Origin of the sequence: Acinetobacter sp. TY1 (assembly GCF_048551395.1) — a bacterium.
Classification (GTDB): domain Bacteria; phylum Pseudomonadota; class Gammaproteobacteria; order Pseudomonadales; family Moraxellaceae; genus Acinetobacter.
The window spans coordinates 60,895-78,374 of the sequence record NZ_JBLYZK010000003.1 but is presented as its reverse complement, the minus strand read 5'-3'; the positions used below and the strand labels follow the sequence as shown (position 1 = coordinate 78,374).

At 37.7% G+C, this 17,480-nt stretch carries 14 protein-coding genes and 1 riboswitch; of the genes, 7 read left to right on the top strand and 7 right to left on the bottom strand.

Features of this window, described 5'->3' with window-relative positions; all coding sequences use genetic code 11:
* Window positions 1-10: 10 nt before the first annotated feature.
* Window positions 11-610 carry a L,D-transpeptidase family protein gene (locus ACK2M2_RS02970; RefSeq protein ID WP_409510324.1) on the bottom strand — a complete coding sequence of 200 codons (600 nt, stop codon included), beginning with the start codon at window positions 608-610 and terminating at the stop codon, window positions 11-13.
* A 245-nt stretch (window positions 611-855) separates the two neighbouring features.
* On the opposite strand from ACK2M2_RS02970, the gene ACK2M2_RS02965 reads away from it, so the two are divergent.
* Window positions 856-2,259, top strand: coding sequence for a hypothetical protein (locus tag ACK2M2_RS02965; protein WP_419346073.1), 1,404 nt, complete (start codon window positions 856-858; stop codon window positions 2,257-2,259).
* Between the two features lie 50 nt (window positions 2,260-2,309).
* Entirely contained in the window at window positions 2,310-3,383 is a 1,074-nt protein-coding gene (locus ACK2M2_RS02960; protein WP_419346072.1) for a hypothetical protein, read from the top strand.
* 39 nt (window positions 3,384-3,422) lie between these two features.
* On the opposite strand, the gene ACK2M2_RS02955 is transcribed toward ACK2M2_RS02960, so the two are convergent.
* The 6 genes from ACK2M2_RS02955 to ACK2M2_RS02930 form a co-directional block, all read right to left on the bottom strand.
* Window positions 3,423-4,865 carry a protein adenylyltransferase SelO gene (locus ACK2M2_RS02955; RefSeq protein ID WP_419346071.1) on the bottom strand — a complete coding sequence of 481 codons (1,443 nt, stop codon included), beginning with the start codon at window positions 4,863-4,865 and terminating at the stop codon, window positions 3,423-3,425.
* Window positions 4,866-4,949: 84 nt separating this feature from the next.
* A complete protein-coding gene (locus ACK2M2_RS02950; protein WP_409510328.1) occupies window positions 4,950-5,279 on the bottom strand; it encodes a DHCW motif cupin fold protein in 330 nt (109 codons plus the stop codon).
* Window positions 5,280-5,354: 75 nt separating this feature from the next.
* Window positions 5,355-6,515 (bottom strand): acyl-CoA desaturase, encoded by a 1,161-nt coding sequence (locus ACK2M2_RS02945; protein ID WP_419346070.1) that lies wholly within the window; start codon window positions 6,513-6,515, stop codon window positions 5,355-5,357.
* Window positions 6,516-6,843: 328 nt separating this feature from the next.
* Window positions 6,844-7,566, bottom strand: coding sequence for a glycerophosphodiester phosphodiesterase (locus ACK2M2_RS02940; RefSeq protein ID WP_419346069.1), 723 nt, complete (start codon window positions 7,564-7,566; stop codon window positions 6,844-6,846).
* 197 nt (window positions 7,567-7,763) lie between these two features.
* Entirely contained in the window at window positions 7,764-8,342 is a 579-nt protein-coding gene (locus ACK2M2_RS02935) for a cob(I)yrinic acid a,c-diamide adenosyltransferase (RefSeq protein WP_419346068.1), read from the bottom strand.
* 121 nt (window positions 8,343-8,463) lie between these two features.
* The gene (locus ACK2M2_RS02930) at window positions 8,464-10,338 is read right to left on the bottom strand and encodes a TonB-dependent receptor plug domain-containing protein (RefSeq protein ID WP_419346067.1); all 1,875 of its coding nucleotides are present in this window, start codon (window positions 10,336-10,338) and stop codon (window positions 8,464-8,466) included.
* Between the two features lie 34 nt (window positions 10,339-10,372).
* Window positions 10,373-10,584: riboswitch (cobalamin riboswitch) on the bottom strand.
* Between the two features lie 226 nt (window positions 10,585-10,810).
* On the opposite strand from ACK2M2_RS02930, the gene ACK2M2_RS02925 reads away from it, so the two are divergent.
* The 5 genes from ACK2M2_RS02925 to ACK2M2_RS02905 all read left to right on the top strand — a co-directional run bounded on the left by ACK2M2_RS02925 (window position 10,811) and on the right by ACK2M2_RS02905 (window position 17,334).
* Window positions 10,811-11,461 (top strand): phosphoribosylanthranilate isomerase, encoded by a 651-nt coding sequence (locus tag ACK2M2_RS02925; protein ID WP_419346066.1) that lies wholly within the window; start codon window positions 10,811-10,813, stop codon window positions 11,459-11,461.
* Window positions 11,445-12,698 (top strand): tryptophan synthase subunit beta, encoded by a 1,254-nt coding sequence (gene trpB / locus ACK2M2_RS02920; protein WP_409510334.1) that lies wholly within the window; start codon window positions 11,445-11,447, stop codon window positions 12,696-12,698. The genes ACK2M2_RS02925 and trpB overlap by 17 nt, the downstream gene beginning before the upstream one ends.
* A 119-nt stretch (window positions 12,699-12,817) precedes the next feature.
* Entirely contained in the window at window positions 12,818-13,330 is a 513-nt protein-coding gene (locus ACK2M2_RS02915; RefSeq protein ID WP_419346065.1) for a DUF1543 domain-containing protein, read from the top strand.
* 161 nt (window positions 13,331-13,491) lie between these two features.
* A complete protein-coding gene (locus ACK2M2_RS02910) occupies window positions 13,492-14,769 on the top strand; it encodes a carbohydrate porin (RefSeq protein WP_419346064.1) in 1,278 nt (425 codons plus the stop codon).
* A gap of 165 nt (window positions 14,770-14,934) precedes the next feature.
* A complete protein-coding gene (locus ACK2M2_RS02905) occupies window positions 14,935-17,334 on the top strand; it encodes a glucose/quinate/shikimate family membrane-bound PQQ-dependent dehydrogenase (protein WP_409510337.1) in 2,400 nt (799 codons plus the stop codon).
* Window positions 17,335-17,480: the final 146 nt, after the last annotated feature.

Sequence of the window (17,480 nt, the reverse complement as noted above, 5' to 3'; positions counted from 1 at the left end):
CTATTATTTTCTAAGGATAAATTTCGATGGCTGTTCCATCATCAACGAGTTTCCAAATTTCATCCATATCGACATTTCTAACGGCTATACAGCCCCAAGTCCAATCACTTTTGGGTAAATATTGCATTAAACTTGATAATTTTTGAACTTGTGCTGTGGTTGCTGAACCATGAATCATTACATCGCCACCTGCTGAAACACCAAGCTGATCCGCTTTTCTCTTATCTTTTTCATTTGGATAAGAAATGTGGAGTGATTTATAAAAAGCACTTTGAGGATTGCGCCAATCGAGTGTATAGCGTCCTTCAGGTGTTTTACCGTCACCTTCTTGAACTTTGTGTCCAAGTGGATCAAAGCCAAGTCGCATGACATAACTGCGAATAATGTGTTCATCATGTAGAAGTTGAACTCTACGTTCAGCTTTATATACTTTGACTTCAGTAATAGGACTGTTTTGCCGAATTTTTTGTATTTCACTTACTGTTAAATTTGGGAGGAATTGCGCAGTGTCTGTTGTGGGGATATATTGAGCATATTTTTGATAAGCATAAACACTTAAAATACTGAGTGTCATTAAACCAAAAAGAAGAAATATCATTTTTTTATTCATAGGTGTTTTTTATACAGAGGCTTGTGTTTTATTTTGCTTATTTGAAATATTAAATGCCATAGTGACTTTGTGTAGTATATTGAGAATTGATTGTTTATTAAAAATTAAATTAATTTAAGTATTTAATAAAAATAATAAATAAATGATAATTTATACAACATTTTATTGAGTTTTTGCCAAATAAGCTATATTTTGAGCGGGCTTTATATTTATAAAAATGATTTTATTAAAAAGAGGGATTTCTGATGTTATTTAAAAAAACATTATTAGTAGTTATGTGCAGTACAGTGATGGTTGCTTGTGGTGGTGGTGGGTCATCATCTGGAGATAGTTCAACAAGTGGTGGTAATGGTAATGTTGTTGTTCCTACATCGGATTTAGATAAAGCGAAACAACTCATTGATACAACGAAAGCAATAATTTCTTATTATGATGGTTTTGAAGATATTGCAGACAATTATAAAACCCCAGTAACAGTGATTAATGATACGGCATTAGATTTAAGTCGTGGAACAGGAATGGTTCTACTTCTTGCTGAACTTGCTTTGGAAGATGCAAAAGGACAATCAAAATCATATAATGCTGATGCATTAGAAGCTTTACTTAAGCAAGATGCAATTAACAATGATTATCCAATTGAATATGATTTAAAAAATAACACTCTAAATATTCAAGTGACAGCAGGTTCTGTTCAAGTAACTGGTTCAACTGATGTTGCTTATTGGGATGGTTTCAAGGATGGTATTTCTTGGGATTGGAGTAATTCACAGTGGTGGATAAATAAAGGTAATTTTATTTATACAAACCAAGCAACGGTGAATGTAAATAATGTTGTGATAGAAGCGCCTTTTGTTTCCAATCAAAAAACATATAACTTTAAAATTGCGAAAGGTGGTGTGATTGATATAACCAATGTAGCTAAACAAAAAGCAAAATTTAGTTTTACAGAAGATAGTACAGCACAGTTAGTTTATGCTGTTTCAAATACAATGAATAATCAAGAAACTTTACCAACAACAGCGGCATTAACATTAAAAGGTTTAGTTTTTGAAAGTGCCGATGTGAAAGCGACATTAAGCGAGGTTTCATCAGAAGCTAAACAAGCCCAATTTAAAAATGGTGTTGAAACTGCCGAACAGTTGATTCCATATAAATTGACTTTGAAAGGTCAAGTTGCTTATCTAAAAGAAGTACTAAATTTAGATGTAACATTTAAGCTCAATAATGATTTATCTAAAGCTATTGATATGAGTGCTGGTGAAACATCAACAAGCTTTATCAATGCAGATTTGGTAGTCAAACTTGATGGTAATCTCAAAGGTGCAAATGCAGCACCAACACCATTTAGTATTGGGATTACAGCAAAACGTGCTGAATATACTAAAGGCAATGCAACTGTTGCATTGGCTGTAGATAAAAATGCATTAGATATTGAATTAACTGCAACGGATATTGATAAAGAATCACCAATCGTGAGTGGTTTAATCAAACATAAAAATGGTGCATTTGTACAGGTTGCAGATGTACAAAAATTTACTTCTGCAGATGTGAAAGTCGGCAGTACAAGTTATGGCACTATTACGAAAAATTCATCAGATCAGTATGTGACTAAATTTATTGATAATACGATTACTTACATTACTCCTTAAAATCTGACTTGAGAGAAGAGGACAGCATATGCTGTCTTCTTTCAAATTGAATGAAAAAAAATCTTATATTTTTAATGCTGTGCCCAACATGGGTATATGCGGAACAGTCTGTTCGTCTTTCTGTCAATGCTGAACTTTATAGTGAACCAGTATCTGTACATGCTTTTTTAGATGATTGGGAAACTTCGAATCTAAAAAAAGGAAAAAATGCTTTTGCTTCAGGGAAAATGAAACTTGAAACCCAAAAAGACAATTGGACATTGGGTTGGGTATGGAGTTATGACTATCAACTAAATTTTAGTGAAGACATGGCAAAGTTGTATTACCAAATTGAAAATGATCAACTTATTGATGGTAACAGGCGCTATGATTTAGAACTCGAAGCGCAGCATGTTGATACGGTTGGAACACGATTTGCCTATGATTGGAACATGGGCTCAAATTGGAAAGTTACAACAGGTGTAACAGCGCTAATTGGTCGTCATTATGTTGATGGAAATTTTAAAGCTACAGGTCAAACAACAAATATGACCGAGCTTATGGATCGTGTTGATTGGCTCAATGGGTATTTAGATTATAGTTACGATAAACCTGCACTCAAAGAAGATGAATTGGGTTGGAATGGTAAGACCAATAAAGGTTATGGTTATAGTTTTGATTTAGGTCTGGCAGGGAAGATTGGTCAAAATTGGTCGGTCAATGTACAGCTTGAAGATGTATTGGCGCATCTTTATTGGGACAATGCACCTTTTACACGTTATTCACTCTCATACGATCAAGACGGTCGCCCGCGTATGAATATCGCAGGGCAACTAAGTACAACAAAAGAATATAAGCAAAAGTTACCTTATAAAATAACCTCTGAGATTCGTTATAAACCAGAAACTCAACCATGGAGCTTGAGCCTGAGTAGCTTTTCTAATGAATATTTAACTTTAGCTCAATTGAATGGGTTTTGGCAGACTGAGCCTATAAAATACGGTATTCATATTGAACCACAAACACAGTCTTTAGGTTTTTCTGCACAACACAAAAATATTGGCTTTAAATATATGGCAGATGATCTTGCAACAAATGATGCGCATCGCTTTAGTACGTATTTATATGCACAATATTTTTGGTGAGAACCATAGAATTGAAGTTCATTTAGGTGTGTTGAGTTGTTAAGAAGAACAACTCACCATTACTTCAGGTACATCACTTGGCAAGGGGGCGAGGTCTTTTGCACATTCCAAATCAGGTTGCTTAGTAAAAGGCTGACTGAGTAATTTAAACAGTCGATCGACTTCTGAAAAATCACCGCGTTCAGCATGTTCAATTGCTTTTTGTGCCATGTGGTTACGCAGAATATAAATAGGATTGGCTTTAAGCATTTCAGCATCCAATTCACCTGTATTTTGATTTTTACGAATATTTTCATACTGAGTAAAAAAGTCTTCAAACTGACGACGATCAATACAATCATCTTTAATAGCTTCGTATTGTTTATTTTGCATACGAGTAAAGCTGTCGGTGTAATCCAGTTGCTCACTTTGTAGAATTCTTAAAAAAGCCATTGCACAATCGAAACTGTCTTTATGGAAAATTGGTAGACCTATTTTCTGACATAGACCATGGGTATAATTTTCTAAAAATGTCGGTTCAAAATGCTCAAGACAATTGGCTAAATCTGTTTTGAATTGTTCTTTAGTTTCAGGTTGGGTAAGTGGAATTAAATTATTTAACCAATTCCACAAATTCCAATGTGCCATACTCGGCTGATTTTGATAAGTATAACGACCATTATAATCACTATGATTATTGATCCAATTTGGACGGAAGCGTTCCATAAAACCGTATGGACCAAAGTCCAAAGTTGAACCTGTGATATTTAAATTATCGGTATTCATCACGCCGTGTGCAAAACCGACTAATTGCCATTTTGCAATCATCACAGCCGTATTTTGAATGACTTTAGTGGCAAAAGCTAAAATAGGCTGCTCTGCTTCTAAACATTCAGGATAGTGCCATTCGATACATTTTTGAGTAAATTCTTTCAGTAATTCAGGTTGATATTGATTGATCCACTCAAAATGTCCTAAGCGAATATGACAGTCTGAAGTACGGAGCATCATAGCACCAAGCTCTAATTTTTCACGCTGTACACCTTGAGCTGAAGATGTAAACCCAACCGAATTACTCGAAGGTACACCAAGTGAATTGAGTGCATGACCGGCTAAATATTCACGAATGACCGAGCGTAAAACTGCACGACCATCACCCATACGGGAGTAGGGGGTTGAGCCCGCACCTTTTAAGTGTAGGTCTATCGTATGCTCATTTTTATTTAAAATTTGTGCGATGAGTAAGCCTCGACCATCGCCCAATTGTCCTGCCCATTGTCCAAATTGATGTCCTGCATACACCATTGCGAGTGGGTGAAATTCAGGAAATGTTTTTTGTCCGCTACAGATTTCAATCCATTGTGTTTTGTCTTCATCAGACCATTGTAATTCATCCGCCAATGTTTCGTTGAAATGTCCTGCTTTTGCACCTTTGAGCGGTGAAGGCATTTGCTCATGGTAGAGTTTTGGATTGAGTGATGGATAGCGTGGATTGAATTTCATAACAGAACATCAGCAAGGCTTTGCTGAAACTATAGCAAAGTTTAAAAATGGATTCGATGGTTCAAGTGTTGTATTCACATAGGCTTAATCTACAATGAATAACTTTGCCCCATTTTCTGTAGATGAGCGATGTGCTTCAGCATGATCTGCAACTTGATAACTCATTCCTGCTGTGAGTGTAAATATACGGCCATCTTCAAGTTCGGTGTGTAATTCACCTTCTAAGCAAAGGAGGATATGACCTTTATAACACCAATGGTCTGCTAAGTAATTTTCTGAATATTCAACCATTCGCACACGAATATTGTCAAATTGTTGAGTACGCCAAAGCGCATATCCGTGTTCACCTTCATGGCGAGTTGTAGGGATATTTGTCCAATTGGTAATACCAAAAGGAATATGATTGATATTCACTTTGTTCTCTTTTATTTTGAAAAGTTTAAGGTAAAAGAAAAGCTCCATTTCGGAGCTTTTCAATATTCATTAAAATTAAACAGTATTCTTTTTAATGCCACGCATCAACGTTTCTAAACGATCACGATGGAAAGCAAGTTTTTGTTCAACCAATTGAAAATCAACTTTAAGTTTGACATCCATTTGGTGAATCTTTTCAGCCACAGACGCTTTCTTCGCTTGAAGTTCTTGCTCTTTTAAAGCAGCCCAATCATTAAGCGTATGCGTAAAAGCTTCATATTCTTGTGAAACTTTGTGCTTCATTGCAAGAATGTCAGCATTGACATCATGACCATATACAGCAAGATCCTGTTGGGCATATTTAAAGCGCATCGCAAGTTCAGCTTTTTTGATATTAAAGCTAGGAATACGACGTAAATTTTTGGCTAAACCCAATTTAGAGCAAGACCAAATCAGCCATTTTGTTGGGTCATATTGCCACCATTTAACCCCATTACGATAGTCATATTGGAAAATGTGATGGTAGTTGTGGTAACCCTCACCCCAAGTCGCAATCGCAAGGACGAAATTATCACGCGCTGTATTTTCATCTGTATAAGGACGTTTGCCCCACATATGACACAGTGAATTAATAAAGAATGTAACATGGTGACTGAAGATTAAGCGCAATAAACCACCTAATAACAATACACCCCACATATCACCAGTTGCCCAACCAATTGGCAATAAAATACCTGCATGGACTGCAATAACCAATGGAATGTAGTATTTATCTTGGAACATCACGACTTTATCATTCAATAAATCGGGCGCATTTTTATAGTTTGAACCACCAGATGGATAGTTACGAAGCATCCAACCAATGTGCGCGAACCAAAAACCATTGTTGATTGAATACGGATCTTTTTCCACATCATCAACATGACGGTGATGGGTACGATGACCTGAAGCCCAGAAAAGAATACTGTTCTGAACGGCAAAGGTTCCCATAATCATTAAAATAATTTTTAATGGCAGTGTTGCTTCATAGGCACGATGCGCCCATAAGCGGTGATAACCCGCAGTAATGCCTAGACTACTTACACCAAGCAGTACAAACAAACTGATCCAAGCAGCTACGCTAAAATCATGATGCCACGCATAAAGTGGAATGGCGACCACAGCAACAATAGGAAGAAAAACTAGAGCAAAAACAGCGATCCAGTTAATCGGGGCTTTGGGTAGGGGAGCATTCATCTCCAACAGCACTCCTGAGAACCTTGCATTAAGGCTAAAAGTCAAAAATATAGTTTCTGTTTTCAGGCTATATATGACCACATATTAACATGAGTGAATAGGGCTTCACTATGATTAGTGTACATCTGTATTGTATAAAACAGTAACAGAATAAAACATAGATTTTAAGGGTTTGATCGAAAAAAAAGAATGACACTAAAGTCAGTAGATACGGAAGTGTTTTTTATTCAATTGAAATCCTATAAGACTGTAGAATTGAACTTCAATCCTATTGTTTATTAATTTAATTTATATAAAAAAATAGGCTTTTTGTGCAAAACAAAAGTATTTATTTGATTTGTTCTAACGCTATTTGCATCATTTTCGGAAAGTCAGTGATCAGCCCATCAATTTTTAGGTTACGTAAATGTTTGGCTCGTTCAATATCATTCACTGTCCATACACTGACCGCTAAACCTGCTTTTTGTGTTGTTTTGATTATCTCATCTGTTGCCAACTGATTCATCCAACCGATTTGACAACATTGTAATTCTATAGCTTGTTCAATGGCTTTTTCGCCAATGTCATTTTCTATGAGTAAGCCATGTTTAAAATGGGTGTTTTGAAGGATTAATGCATGATGAATTTTAAGGTCAAAACTGGTGATTACGGCTGTATGCTCAAAGCCTTTGAGTTGTTGTTGTAATTCGGCAATTAATTTTTCAGCTTGTGCTTGAGTATCTACTGCTTTGACTTCGACTTCAAGATGATCAAAGTCATGCATGATGTTTAAGCTTTGGCGTAAGGTTGGTGTTACTTGCTTTTCCCAATCCATCCAAATATTGGCTTGATTGTAGGCTTCGAATTGAGTGCTATCTAGTTGGTAGAGTTTTTGATCTATGCCAGTGGTTCTGAGGAAGTTATCATCGTGCATAACAATTAACGCATCATCTTTGAGTTGCCGTACATCAAATTCGACTGCACGGATGCCTAAGTCATGGATATATTGAAATCCACCGAGTGTGTTTTCAGGTGCTTCTCCGCGCGCACCACGATGTCCGATGATTTTCATAATGAACTCTATTTGCTTTTTTTCTAACTAAAAGTATAAGTTGAACATAACCGCATATTGTATTGAAACGTTAAATGAATTTTAAAAAGTATCGGGTACTATATTTGCACCGCAAGAGTATAAAGGGGAGGAGATCCCTCCCTAGCCCTCGCCTAAGAGGAGAGGGAACTTTTATTGTATATTTAAGCAAAATTAGATCAAATCGTCTCATTAATATTTTTTTGCCAAAGCACTTCGCTACCACCTTCCGCACGTTGTAATGCACGAGATGCAACAAAGAACCAATCAGATAAACGATTGAGTAATTGCAAAGCTGTAGCTTGAATATTTTGATCACGACTGTGTACTGTCATTAAGCTACGTTCTGCGCGACGACATACAGAACGTGCTTGATGCGTATAGCTACACACCAATGTTCCTGATGGCAAAATGAATTCTTTCAACATGGGTAAATCTTCATTCATTTTGTCAATTTCGTTTTCCAAATAGTCAATCGCAACTGATTGTAATAAATGATAATTGGGAATACACACTTCACCGCCTAAATCGAATAACCAATGTTGAATCAGGCTCAGTGATTTATCCCAAGGTGCTTTATCTGCAATGGCACTCACCGCAATTTGGGAACGCAATACACCGACAATAGAATTTAGTTCATCGACATCGCCTAAAGCATCAATGCGAAAATCATCTTTAGCTACGCGTGAGCCATCGCCCAAACCAGTCGTTCCTGAATCGCCTGTACGAGTATAAATTTTACTTAAACGGTGACCCATAATGTTTTTCCTTAAATTGCTAATTTATTTGTCTAGAGACGAAAAAGGATAATGCCATGTACATGACATTATCCTAAAATTTTATGTACTTAGATTGTGCTTTAAAATCTTAGCATTTATCTTAATACTTAAATGTCACACCTGCCGATGCAAGACGACCACCATTCACATAGTAGTAACCATTACTATACGATGTGGTTTTGTATTCGACATCGCCAATGTTTTGAATATTTGTGAAAAGTTTAACATTTGGATTTACATTCCAAAAAGCATTCACATCAACTGTTGCATAGCCTGAAACACTGCTATTTTTCGGTTTAGACTTTGCCGATACAGATGTGCTAATGCCATATACGTCGTTTTGAATTCCTGTCGTAAATGTCAAACTTTGACGTGAACGACGTGCGAGATCTTTATCTGTTTCTTTGTCTTTTGGCTGTACATAAGCATAAGACAAGTTGGCAAATAAATCGTCATTTGCCCAATCTAAATTGAACTCACCACCTGTAAAAGTAGCTTTTTTAACATTATATAAACGACCTTCGTAAGTGATAGGATCAGTTACATAAGTAATCAAATCATCGACTTCATTACGATAAGCCGAAATGCCTGCTTTTAAATTATCCGTAATTTTTTGATCTAAACCAATTTCATACGACATGCTTTCTTCAGCTTTGAGATCAGGATTCCCCCCCCAACTTAAAGCATATAAATCGTTATTGGTTGGCGCACGGAATGCTGTACCAATATTGGTATAGACGCTCGTAGAAGGTAAAACTTGATAGCGAGCAGCAGCTTGACCAACAGTATGTGTACCAAAGGTTTCATGATCTTCGACACGAAGACCCAATTGTGTATGAAGTTTTTCAGTCTGATATTGATGTTGAACAAAGTAACCCGTACTTTCGACTTCTTTGTCGTAATCTACACCATAAAAACCACTTCCTGACACAACATCAGATTCAATATTTTTGGTTGCGACACCTGCTAAGATATTTTGTGTTGGCGTAAATTGCCATTTAGCAGTCAACTCGGCTTCTTTAGTGGTGTTGAAAATTGAATCATTTGAGTCATTTTGCTCTAAGTCATCTTTGAATTGTGACAAACGAGCATTTACTGAAAGGCTATCATTGACATTGATACGACCTTTAAGATTAATCACTTCATTTTTAAAATCTTGTGAAACATTTTTAAGACCAATCAGATTCCAATTTGCATCATTGATACCATCAACATAAGTTGCAGTACCTTGGTTTTCTGAATAGTCAACAGAAGCTGCATAGCGTTTTTTATCAATACCGAATTTTGCACTTATGCCTTTTTGATCATAAGCGCCTGCTTTGACATTACTGTCTTTAAAATCGGTAACTTGTGTACCATCTGATTCAAGACGTTGTCCGCGAATTTGGGCATATACACCATTTTCAGCAAGGTCAGCACCAATAACCGATTTATAAGTATTGTGTTCGCCAATTTCACCTGTAACAAATGCACCTGTTTTTTCAGGTGTTTTTGACACTAGCTGAACAACACCACCAATTGCATCTGTACCATACAATACAGATGCAGGGCCTTTAAGGACTTCAATTTGTTTGATGTCCGTGGTATCAATAAAGGCAAGTGAAGCTGAACCTGCTGAACCAGTATTGAGACGTACGCCATCACGTAGGACAAGGGTATGCGTTGAATTTGTGCCACGGGTGAAAATTGATGCTGCTTGACCATAACCGCCATATTGCATCATATCAATTGATGCATCGCTCATGAGCAAGTGAGGTAATTCGGCAATTGGCGATTGTTCTAAAATATGAGGTTCAATAATTGAAATGCGTGCAGGAATATTTTCAATTTTTTCTTCAGAGCGCGTCGCTGTAATTACAATAGGTTGTAATTTGGCTGAGCTATTTACAGAAGATTCAGCAGAAACAGTAGTAGAAAATCCCATTGCAATCGCAATAGCACCTACAAGTGCGGTAGGTTTAAAAAGAATAGACATGATATGCTCCATACATTCACTCCCCGTGAATGATTGGTGGATGGGCACAACAGGCGGGTATCCGGACTTAAATATAAATATTGCATTGCAATATTGACATATCCACCTTCCCACAAAAAAATTGCAGTGGTGTAAATCTTATGACTTATAACGATATGCGGTTCATTTTACCGTTGCGGGGGCAGTGTCGGATTTCCACCAACTTCCCTAAAGCTAAAAAGCTTCGCTTGCTGTAAGTGGGCGAAGTATAAAGTTTGCGGAACATTTAAACAATGTCCTTTCGATCAGATGATAGAAACCATAAGTTTGTACTTAAAGTTGGATTCCATCTACTGAAAAATACACTATAAAATTGATTGATCTAGAATAATAATCAGACTGAACTACACGCAAGTTTAAAAAATTGGATTACAATGGTTCGCCTTGATATTCTCTATATGGCGATGTAACCCATAAAATCAGAGCGTTGAATATGCGTACCCGTGCCAAAATTTGTGGTATTACTCGAGTACAAGATATAAAAGCGGTGGTCGATGCAGGCGCAGATGCCATTGGTTTTGTATTTTTTCCACCGAGCCCACGTAGTGTCAATAAAGCCGAAGCAATTGCATTGGTACAGGCAGTTCCTACTTATGTGCAAGTGGTGGGTTTGTTCGTTAATGCGACAGCAGATGAAATTGCCGAAATTCTGAAAGATGTACATTTAGACATTTTACAGTTTCATGGTGATGAAAGCCCTGAACAGTGTCAGCAGATTGCCAATCACGTTAGGAGACGTTGGTATAAAGCGATTCAGGTTAAACCTGATGTGACTAGTGCTGAAATGATCGAAACGATTCATCAATACCAACAAGTAGGTGCGAGTGCTATGTTACTAGACGCATGGCATCCTGAGCTCAAAGGTGGCACAGGGCATCGTTTTGATTGGACACAGTTCCCAAAACTCGATATTCCTTTAATTTTGGCAGGTGGTTTAACACCTGAAAATGTTGAAGATGCGATTCATACCACAGGTGCTTATGCCGTAGACGTAAGTGGTGGGGTAGAATCAAGCAAAGGTATAAAAGACCAACAACTCATAGAACGCTTTATGCAAGGAGTCCAACGTGGATCAGCAAAGTAATCAACAAGATAATTTACAAGATCAAGTGATTGACTATACCCAATTTCCTGACAAAAACGGGCATTTTGGTATCCATGGTGGACGTTTTGTATCAGAAACTTTAATGGCAGCACTTGAGGATTTAGAAAAACTCTATTTCCGTATGAAAGATGATGCACAGTTCTTGGCAGAGTTCGACCGTGATTTGGCGTATTACGTTGGACGCCCAAGTCCGTTATATCATGCAGAGCGATGGTCAAAAGAGTTAGGTGGTGCGCAAATTTATTTGAAACGTGAAGACCTTAATCATACAGGTTCTCACAAAGTGAATAACACCATTGGTCAGGCGTTGTTGGCTAAACTTTCAGGTAAAAAACGTATTATTGCCGAAACAGGTGCAGGTCAACATGGTGTTGCTACGGCAACAATTGCAGCACGTTTAGGTCTTGAATGTGTCGTGTTCATGGGTGCAGAAGATGTAAAACGTCAAGCCATGAATGTGTACCGTATGCGTTTACTTGGTGCGACGGTTGTACCTGTAGAAAGTGGCTCTAAAACGTTAAAAGATGCGATGAATGAAGCAATGCGTGATTGGGTAACAAACGTAGATTCGACGTATTATGTGATTGGTACAGTGGCAGGTCCACATCCATACCCACAATTGGTTCGTGATTTCCAATCGATTATTGGTCGTGAAGCACGTAAACAAATTCAAGAGCAAGCAGGTCGCTTACCTGATGCCCTTGTAGCATGTGTGGGTGGTGGTTCAAATGCGATGGGCTTGTTCTATCCATTCTTAAATGATCAAGATGTGAAAATGTATGGTGTTGAAGCGGCTGGCTATGGCATCGAAACGGGTAAACATTCTGCACCATTAAATGCAGGTCATGTTGGCGTACTTCATGGTAACCGTACTTATTTGATGTCTGATGAACAGGGTCAGATCATTGAAACGCACTCAATTTCAGCAGGGTTGGATTATCCTGGTGTTGGTCCTGAACACAGTTTCTTAAAAGATATGCATCGTGTGGAATATGTACCAATCAATGACAATGAAGCGTTACAAGGTTTCCGTGATTTAACACATATTGAGGGAATTATTCCTGCGCTTGAAAGCTCACATGCAATGGCATACGTGACGAAACTTGCACCTACGATGTCGAAAGATCAAATTATTATTGCGACTGTTTCAGGTCGTGGAGATAAAGATTTGATGACCGTTGCGCGTATTGATGGCGTAGAAATGGTTGACATGTAAGGATTCAATATTCCCCCTTTTATAAATGTGAGGAATATTGTTTCTAAAGAGTGGGTTTTTAAATGAGTTCCTCTAAATCTCCCTTTAAAAAGGGGGATTTTTATTTTTAAGGATTGAAAATGTCCAACTTATTTATGGTTATGCTCGGTGGTCGTCATGCACGAGCAAATACAGAAGTGCATGATGTGGTTTTCGCAATCGGTGATACCTTACAAGAGACCTACCCTCAATTAAAAAATGTATGGTTTGGTGAAAAGAAAGGTTTACATATTGATGCATGGATGCAAATCAATGCTGTACAAGGTGAAGGAAGACATTATCAAATCCAATTTGCAGATACACAGCCAAATTTACATGATGAAAAACTTTGGCTGATTAATTTAGGAGGCTATGATGCTCGTGAATTTGGTGAATTGCATCGCTATATTTTGATTGTTGCTCCAAGTTCAGATTTAGCAAAACAACGAGGTAAAGCGTACTTTGCAATGCATTGGCAAAAACAACATACAGATCGTGTACTAGAGGTAGATGATTGTTTACCCATAGATTGCATTGGCGGGCGCTACATTAGACTACTTGAAGGTCAATTTTTTCCCAATCAATGGGAAAATACTTACTTATGTGTTGATTAATTTATACTTAAGTCGAGTTGCTTTTTACAAATTAAAAATATTTATTAAGAACTAAATTACAATAACTTGGGATGTGTGTATAAATTTCAAACATTAATTTACAAAAAATAGGCGTAAGCTACATGTAAGACACATAAAAATATTAAGGTTGATACATAGCCATGTATTACTCATTTATCTCTAAATCAGTTTGTTGTGCTTTGGGAAGCTTCATTTTAGGTGCTTCTCTTAGCCATGCCGCTGATGCATTTAGCCCAGAAAGTCCATGGATGCTGGGTGATTGGAATGGTCAACGTACCGCATTGAAGCAAAAAGGTTATGATTTTAACTTTGGCTATACTGGGGAGTTGGCAACGCTATTGGATTCTAAAGAGCATTCAAGCAATGGTACTGAATACGCTGACCAATTTGCGATTGGTACGCATATCGATTTAGAAAAAGTCCTTGGTTGGAAAGACACCGAAGCACAAATTACCGTGACTGAACGTAATGGTCGTTCGCTTTCTCAAACCTCTGATGCACTTAATGGTCATTTAAGTTCATCACAAGAAGTTTGGGGACGAGAACAAACTTGGCGTTTAACTGATTTTTGGATCAAGAAGCAATTTCTCGATCAAAAGTTAGATGTCAAAGTTGGACGTTTTGGTGAAGGCGAGGATTTTAATAGCTTTGATTGTGATTTCCAAAATTTAGCTCTGTGTGGTTCACAAGTTGGTAACTGGGTTGGTGATCAATGGTACAACTGGCCTGTGAGTCAATGGGCTGCTCGTTTGAAATATAATATTAACCCTGAAGTTTATGCTCAAGTTGGTGTTTATGAATATAACCCTGAAAATCTTGAGCGTGGAAAAGGTTGGAATCTCAGTACCGATGGTTCAAAAGGCGCAATTATTCCAGCTGAAGTGGTTTGGCAGCCAAAAATAGGGAATAAAAGCCTCTCTGGTGAGTATCGTCTAGGATATTACTACAGTACCGCAGATGCTGACGTAATTAAAAACTCAAATGAAACTGATCACAAACAAGGTGGATGGGTCGTTGTGAAACAACAACTTACTGCACATCATGGTGATACTTCTCGTGGTTTAACTGGCTTTATAAACTTAACGTTGCATGATTCAAAGACCAATGCAGTTAGTGATATGCAAAACGTTGGCTTGGTCTATAAAGGCGCATTTGATGCTCGCCCGAAAGATGAAATTGCAATGGGCTTTGCACGTATTAGCATGAATGATGATGTCAATGATGCAAATCGTGTTAACAACACTATTGATGCACGTGGTTTACAAAGTGAAGAATACGATGCCGAAATTTATTATGGCTTCCATGCGACAAACTGGTTAACAGTTCGTCCAAATATTCAATATATTCGCCATGTTGGCGCTTATAAAAATGGCGAAAATACATGGGTTGGCGGCATTAAATTTCAAACAGCATTCTAATTTTTAGATGGCAGGTATTTGAGTTTGGTCGCTCTATCTTTTATGTCAAATGATGATCTTTAAGTTAGATCGGTTAGATAGCTGTTATCTAAAAATTATAAAAGGTGTCCATAGTTGAGTTGTCTCAATATGGGCTTTTATAAGTCTTAAAAATAGGTGGTCATTATGAATACTCCATCTTCGGCAGGCTCAGTACTGAGAACCATTGCAGCAATTATTGCTGTAATCATTGGTTTAGTACTTCTGCTTGGAGGGATTTATCTTGCAGTGCTTGGTGGGTCTTGGTACTACATCATTGCAGGTTTACTCTTCATTGTTACAGCAGTTTTATTGCATAAATTAAAAAGTTCAGCACTGATTGTATATTCTGCACTTGTTCTAGGTACAGTCGTATGGGGATTGTGGGAAGTTGGTTCAGACTTTTTTGCTCTCGCACCACGATTAGATATATTGGGCGTATTTGGTTTATTCTTATTAATTCCTGCGGTTACTCGTGGATTCCGTGAAACTAAAAGTGCAAAAATTGCATTAACAAGTACATTGGCAATCACCATTGCAGTGATGGTCTATTCAGTTTTTAATGATCCGCAAGAAATACGTGGCACTTTAACCACGAAACAACCGACTCCTGCTTCAATTGAAGGTATTGCTGATGGCGATTGGCCTGCTTATGGTCGTACTCAATCAGGTTTACGTTATTCACCACTCACTCAAATTAATGAAACGAATGTCAAAGATTTGAAAGTTGCTTGGGAATATCATACGGGCGAGTTTAAAACTGAGAATGATTCAGGCGAAACCACCAATCAGGTCACACCAATTAAAGTTGGAAACAATGTTTACTTGTGTACCACTCACCAACGGTTGGTTTCTCTTGACCCAACAACAGGTAAAGAGAAATGGGTATATGATCCAAAACTTAAATCTGACAATACATTCCAACATTTAACGTGTCGTGGTGTTTCTTACTACGATGCAAATAATACAGTTGGCTTTGCTACAAGTTTACAAGCTAAAAAATCATCTTCTACAGAATGCCCTAAAAAAGTCATTTTACCTGTCAATGATGGCCGTATTGTTGCAGTTAATGCTGAAACTGGTAAAGCCTGTTCTGACTTCGGTCATAATGGTGAAGTTGATTTACAAAAAGATATGCCATTCCCTTATCCAGGTGGTTATATCCCAACATCTCCTCCTGTTGTCACTGGTACAACCATTATTATTGGTGGTTCGACTACAGATAACTTCTCAACTGAAGAACCTTCTGGTGTGATTCGCGGTTATGACGTAAATACAGGTGAGCTTCTTTGGGTTTTTGATACGGGTGCAGAGAATCCAAATCAGATCCCTGCTCCAGGTCAAAAATATGTTCAAAACTCACCGAATGCTTGGGCACCGTTGGCTTATGATGCAAAACTAGATATTGTTTATGTGCCTACTGGTGTTGGTACGCCTGATATTTGGGGCGGAAACCGTACGGAATTACATGAACGTTATGCAAATTCTATGCTTGCAATTAATGCAACTACGGGTCAATTGATTTGGAATTTCCAAACAACACACCACGATTTGTGGGATATGGATGTACCTGCGCAACCTACTTTAGCCGATATTAAAGATAAAACAGGGCAAACTGTTCCTGCAATTTATGTATTGACTAAAACAGGAAATGTTTTTGTTCTAGACCGTCGTACGGGTAAAGCAATTATTCCTATCAATGAACGTCCTGTACCACAAACAGTGAAACGTGGTCCGCAAACCAAAGGTGAGTGGTATGCTAAAACTCAACCATTCTCTGACTTCAACCTTGCGCCTAAAGATAATTTAACTGATAAACAAATGTGGGGTGCAACCATGTTTGATCAGTTGATGTGTCGTGTTTCGTTCCATAAATTAAATTATGATGGAATTTATACGCCACCTTCTGAAAATGGAACTCTCGTTTTTCCAGGTAACTTAGGTGTATTTGAATGGGGGGGGATGTCACTCAATCCTGACCGTCAAATTGCTGTAATGAATCCAATTGGCTTACCATTTGTTTCGAAACTGATTCCACAAGATCCAAATCGTGAAAAAACGGCCAAAGGTGCAGGTACAGAGGCTGGTGTTCAACCAATGTATGGCGTGCCTTACGGCGTTGAAATTAGTGCGTTTCTTTCACCATTTGGTTTGCCATGTAAACAACCTGCATGGGGTTATGTTGCTGGTGTCGATTTAAAAACGCATGATGTTGCTTGGAAACGTCGTATTGGTACAATTCGAGATAGTATGCCAGGTATTCCATTACCACCATTTAAAATGGGTGTACCAATGTTGGGTGGTTCAATTTCAACTGCGGGTAATGTGATGTTCGTAGGTGCAACTCAAGATGATTACATTCGTGCGATCAATGTCACTAATGGTGATGAACTTTGGAAAGGTCGTCTACCAGCAGGTGGACAAGCAACACCAATGACGTATGAAAGCAATGGTAAACAATACGTTGTAATCATGGCTGGTGGTCATGGTTCATTTGGTACCAAAATGGGTGATTCTATCGTTGCTTATGCATTGCCTGACAAATAATAATTCTCTTTAGTGATATATCCAAAAAGTCTGATTCGTCAGGCTTTTTGTTTTCAGCTAAAATTGTAGAATTTTTTTTGAAAATAACAGTAATGCGTATAATGCAGACAAGACAGAACCTGATATCTAAAAAGATAATAGCATTG

Coding starts and splice junctions, on each gene's coding strand:
- ACK2M2_RS02970 (WP_409510324.1), bottom strand. CDS start 610: ATGAATAAAAAAATGATATTTCTTCTTTTTGGTTTAATGACACTCAGT.
- ACK2M2_RS02965 (WP_419346073.1), top strand. CDS start 856: ATGTTATTTAAAAAAACATTATTAGTAGTTATGTGCAGTACAGTGATG.
- ACK2M2_RS02960 (WP_419346072.1), top strand. CDS start 2,310: ATGAAAAAAAATCTTATATTTTTAATGCTGTGCCCAACATGGGTATAT.
- ACK2M2_RS02955 (WP_419346071.1), bottom strand. CDS start 4,865: ATGAAATTCAATCCACGCTATCCATCACTCAATCCAAAACTCTACCAT.
- ACK2M2_RS02945 (WP_419346070.1), bottom strand. CDS start 6,515: ATGAATGCTCCCCTACCCAAAGCCCCGATTAACTGGATCGCTGTTTTT.
- ACK2M2_RS02940 (WP_419346069.1), bottom strand. CDS start 7,566: ATGAAAATCATCGGACATCGTGGTGCGCGCGGAGAAGCACCTGAAAAC.
- ACK2M2_RS02935 (WP_419346068.1), bottom strand. CDS start 8,342: ATGGGTCACCGTTTAAGTAAAATTTATACTCGTACAGGCGATTCAGGA.
- ACK2M2_RS02930 (WP_419346067.1), bottom strand. CDS start 10,338: ATGTCTATTCTTTTTAAACCTACCGCACTTGTAGGTGCTATTGCGATT.
- ACK2M2_RS02925 (WP_419346066.1), top strand. CDS start 10,811: ATGCGTACCCGTGCCAAAATTTGTGGTATTACTCGAGTACAAGATATA.
- ACK2M2_RS02915 (WP_419346065.1), top strand. CDS start 12,818: ATGTCCAACTTATTTATGGTTATGCTCGGTGGTCGTCATGCACGAGCA.
- ACK2M2_RS02910 (WP_419346064.1), top strand. CDS start 13,492: ATGTATTACTCATTTATCTCTAAATCAGTTTGTTGTGCTTTGGGAAGC.
- ACK2M2_RS02905 (WP_409510337.1), top strand. CDS start 14,935: ATGAATACTCCATCTTCGGCAGGCTCAGTACTGAGAACCATTGCAGCA.